The sequence below is a fragment of the Microcoleus sp. genome (genome assembly GCF_049646505.1).
Taxonomy (GTDB): domain Bacteria; phylum Cyanobacteriota; class Cyanobacteriia; order Cyanobacteriales; family Microcoleaceae; genus Microcoleus.
In genome coordinates, this window is the sequence record NZ_JBARVX010000352.1 from 1 (window position 1) to 2763 (window position 2763).

General features: G+C 46.0%; 4 protein-coding genes and 1 pseudogene. 1 reads left to right on the plus strand and 4 read right to left on the minus strand.

The window, feature by feature from the left end; translation table 11 throughout:
- A partial coding sequence (locus tag WBA89_RS18075; RefSeq protein ID WP_424408598.1) for an SH3 domain-containing protein occupies positions 1–331 on the plus strand: 331 nt, incomplete at its 5' end.
- Between the two features lie 173 nt (positions 332–504).
- On the opposite strand, the gene WBA89_RS18080 is transcribed toward WBA89_RS18075, so the two are convergent.
- The 4 genes and pseudogenes from WBA89_RS18080 to WBA89_RS18095 all read right to left on the minus strand — a co-directional run.
- A complete protein-coding gene (locus WBA89_RS18080; RefSeq protein ID WP_424408599.1) occupies positions 505–930 on the minus strand; it encodes a hypothetical protein in 426 nt (141 codons plus the stop codon).
- The gene (locus tag WBA89_RS18085; protein WP_424408600.1) at positions 930–1274 is read right to left on the minus strand and encodes a glutathione S-transferase family protein; all 345 of its coding nucleotides are present in this window, start codon (positions 1272–1274) and stop codon (positions 930–932) included. The genes WBA89_RS18080 and WBA89_RS18085 overlap by 1 nt, the downstream gene beginning before the upstream one ends.
- 120 nt (positions 1275–1394) lie before the next feature.
- The gene (locus WBA89_RS18090; RefSeq protein WP_424408601.1) at positions 1395–2111 is read right to left on the minus strand and encodes a transposase; all 717 of its coding nucleotides are present in this window, start codon (positions 2109–2111) and stop codon (positions 1395–1397) included.
- Positions 2112–2276: 165 nt separating this feature from the next.
- A pseudogene (locus tag WBA89_RS18095) lies at positions 2277–2763 on the minus strand (DUF6745 domain-containing protein); the annotation flags it as partial.

A 2763-nucleotide genomic window follows, 5' to 3' on the forward strand; every position in this document is an offset into this window, starting at 1 on the left:
GACACCAGCGCCAGCAGCGACACCAGCGCCAGCAGCGACACCAGCGCCAGCAGCGACACCAGCGCCAGCAGCGACACCAGCGCCAGCAATGGGCCCCGTCAGTCTGTGCCGCCAAGTAGAACCTCGCGTAGCGCCCAGGGGTCTGGCTGTTCGTGCCGAACCTTCCAAGACTTCTGCGATTAAAGGCGGCGTGGCGGCTAACGGTCAAGTAACGCTTGTGCCGAATTTCCAGTTGGTGAAAGATCAGAATGGAGAAAACCGCAATTGGGTTGAGATTTCAGCGCCTGTTCCCGGATTTATCTCGGCTGGAAATTTGATTATGTGCAAGTAAACTGAGAAGTTCGATCGGTTTGTAGTGAGGATTTGGGTTTTCTCGATCCTCTTTGAGTCGGTAAGCATTCTTCGTCCTGACTGCAAACCAATTTAATTGTCGGTGATTCCTACTGTTGCGGTGCGGTTTCTCCGGGCGCTGACGGGTGACAACCAAAAAGCCGATCGACCTTTTTACAAACAGCGGCGGGCCGCCCAATTTTGATGTCCGCGATTTGGCTGACACTTTGATTGCCACCCAATCCAGACAATTTCCCACTTATTTTGCCTGAATCTGAGTTCGATGCGGTGCCGCATTCCCGCAACAGAATCGTCAGCCAAACCGACGACTGTATGAACAATTGCGGCGGTATCTCGCGCGGGATATTCAACCAAAATGCCATCGCTTTTTCTGCCTTCAGATTCTCGATCGAGAATAAAGAGTTTGGCTGCGATATCTTTGGGGTTGGAAACCGTAATTTTGCGATCGGCTACAAACTGCTTGACGTTAATTGTTTCATAGCCAGAGCGAGTTGCAGGCTGCGAAACTGCTGCGGGAATTTGGATGCAGGCTATAGCACCTAGGAAAAAGAGCGATCGGGCGAGAGTTGATTTGTTCATCAGACTTCAGATTTTGCGAGAAATTTTTCTCTCCGAGTTGCGAAAACTGCCATTTGTGCCTCGGTGAATTGAGTTTGCTGCCATGAAGGACGGGACATTAGTCGATCGCACCAAGCTTTAATTTTAGGAAAATCGTCTAAGGAAACCCCAATCAAAGGCATCAAAACCACAACAGTTCCAGCAACGCTATCTGCTAAAGTTATATCATTGCTAGCGAAAAAAGGGCGATTGTCCATCAAACCTTCAAAAAATGTCAGCACAGTATTCACATTTTTCTTGACTTTTTCAAATTCGCTAATTTCAGGAGTTACCAAAGAACGGGGTTTAAAGCCTAGCCCTGTCAAGGTGTTTGCTGAGCTTGCTTCAAAAGTCGAGCTGTAGATACATAACGATGCAGTGGGTCTACAATCAAATCCGGTTTTTTCTTTTTAGGAGAACGAGGTTGTTTAAGGAAAGATTTCAAATTAACACTTCTGGGCTAAATCTGTCAACCAAAGAGCAAATTGGGGGGGTGATAATGATCCGACACTCCTCCAGTACACAGGGTCAATCGCAACGATCATTCCTTGATAATTCCCCTGAATTTCAGTGACCAAGTAGAATTCAGAAAGGCTGGCATCGATTTTCCCTACACCATGTATGCTGCCGAGAGTTCTGCGGATTACAGCTAAAGTATTGTAGGCAACTAAAGCTAAACAAAAACAGAATAAAGCAGCTTGGGGATAACCTAAACCTGGAATTTCTCCGGCAAAGTTATTCTCTAGAACTTGAAACATCGTTTCAATCTTCCAGCGTTTTCTATACAACTCGGCTACTTCAATCGCATTCTTCACACTCGAAGGTAAGCTAGTAAAAATAGCAATTTCTGACTCACCGTTACGAGTTGGTTTGTGAAGGTGCAAGACTACTCTTCGTACATTTTTTAAAGATTCTTCCAGACCAGTCACACTAATTGCTTGTTCAAATACTGTACCAGTCTCGACTTTACCAACTTCGCTCAAGGGAGTCAAAGCTGTCTGGGGCAAAGTTTTATGTTCTCGGATTAAAAAATTAGCCCCTGCCCGATCCAAGCCAAACAGGAATCCTTTGGTACACATATTGCGATCGGCTATCCATAATTCACCACTCTTGACCTGCTCTAACACCTGGTCAAATAATGCACGTTCTTGACTATAACCCAATACGGTTTACTTAACATATTTATGCCCCGGAGATCCCCCTAAATCCCCCTTAAGAAGGGGGACTTTGAGTGCATTCTTGTCCCCCCCTTTTTAAGGGGGGTTAGGGGGGATCTGTCTTAAGTGAACCGTATTGGACTATAACCATCCAGACAGGGAAATACATTATCAAGTCTGCACGGAAAATTCCTCTGGATCGATCTCCCAATTTACCCAGCCAATTGCCTCCCTAGCAGATGTCAGATTAAACGGTACTCTCAAAGCGTGAATGAATCCCGTACTCGGACAAGTCATTTTTAACAAACAAATCGGCTCGACATCGGCATTATCTATTTGTCATAGTGCATATTCCTGCCAACTATCTATTTGTTTTGCTGACAATTCTTGACAAATGCGATCGTAACCAATCCCTTGAATTAACACTCGCCTCAGTTCGGCATTCTCTTCTGTTAAAAGCCATTGGGATTGCCATTGATTTGGGGGGACTTGGCCGTATTCTTCAGGCAATCTGACACCGTGATAATAGTAAAAATTCCATCCGTCGGCAAACTCAATGGCAGGCTCTCCTTCCGCGTGCAAGCGGTTTTGACTGTCAAAGCGCAGGTGGCGCGGGCGATCGCACACCGCGCAAATCTTTTCATAGGGAAATATCCAA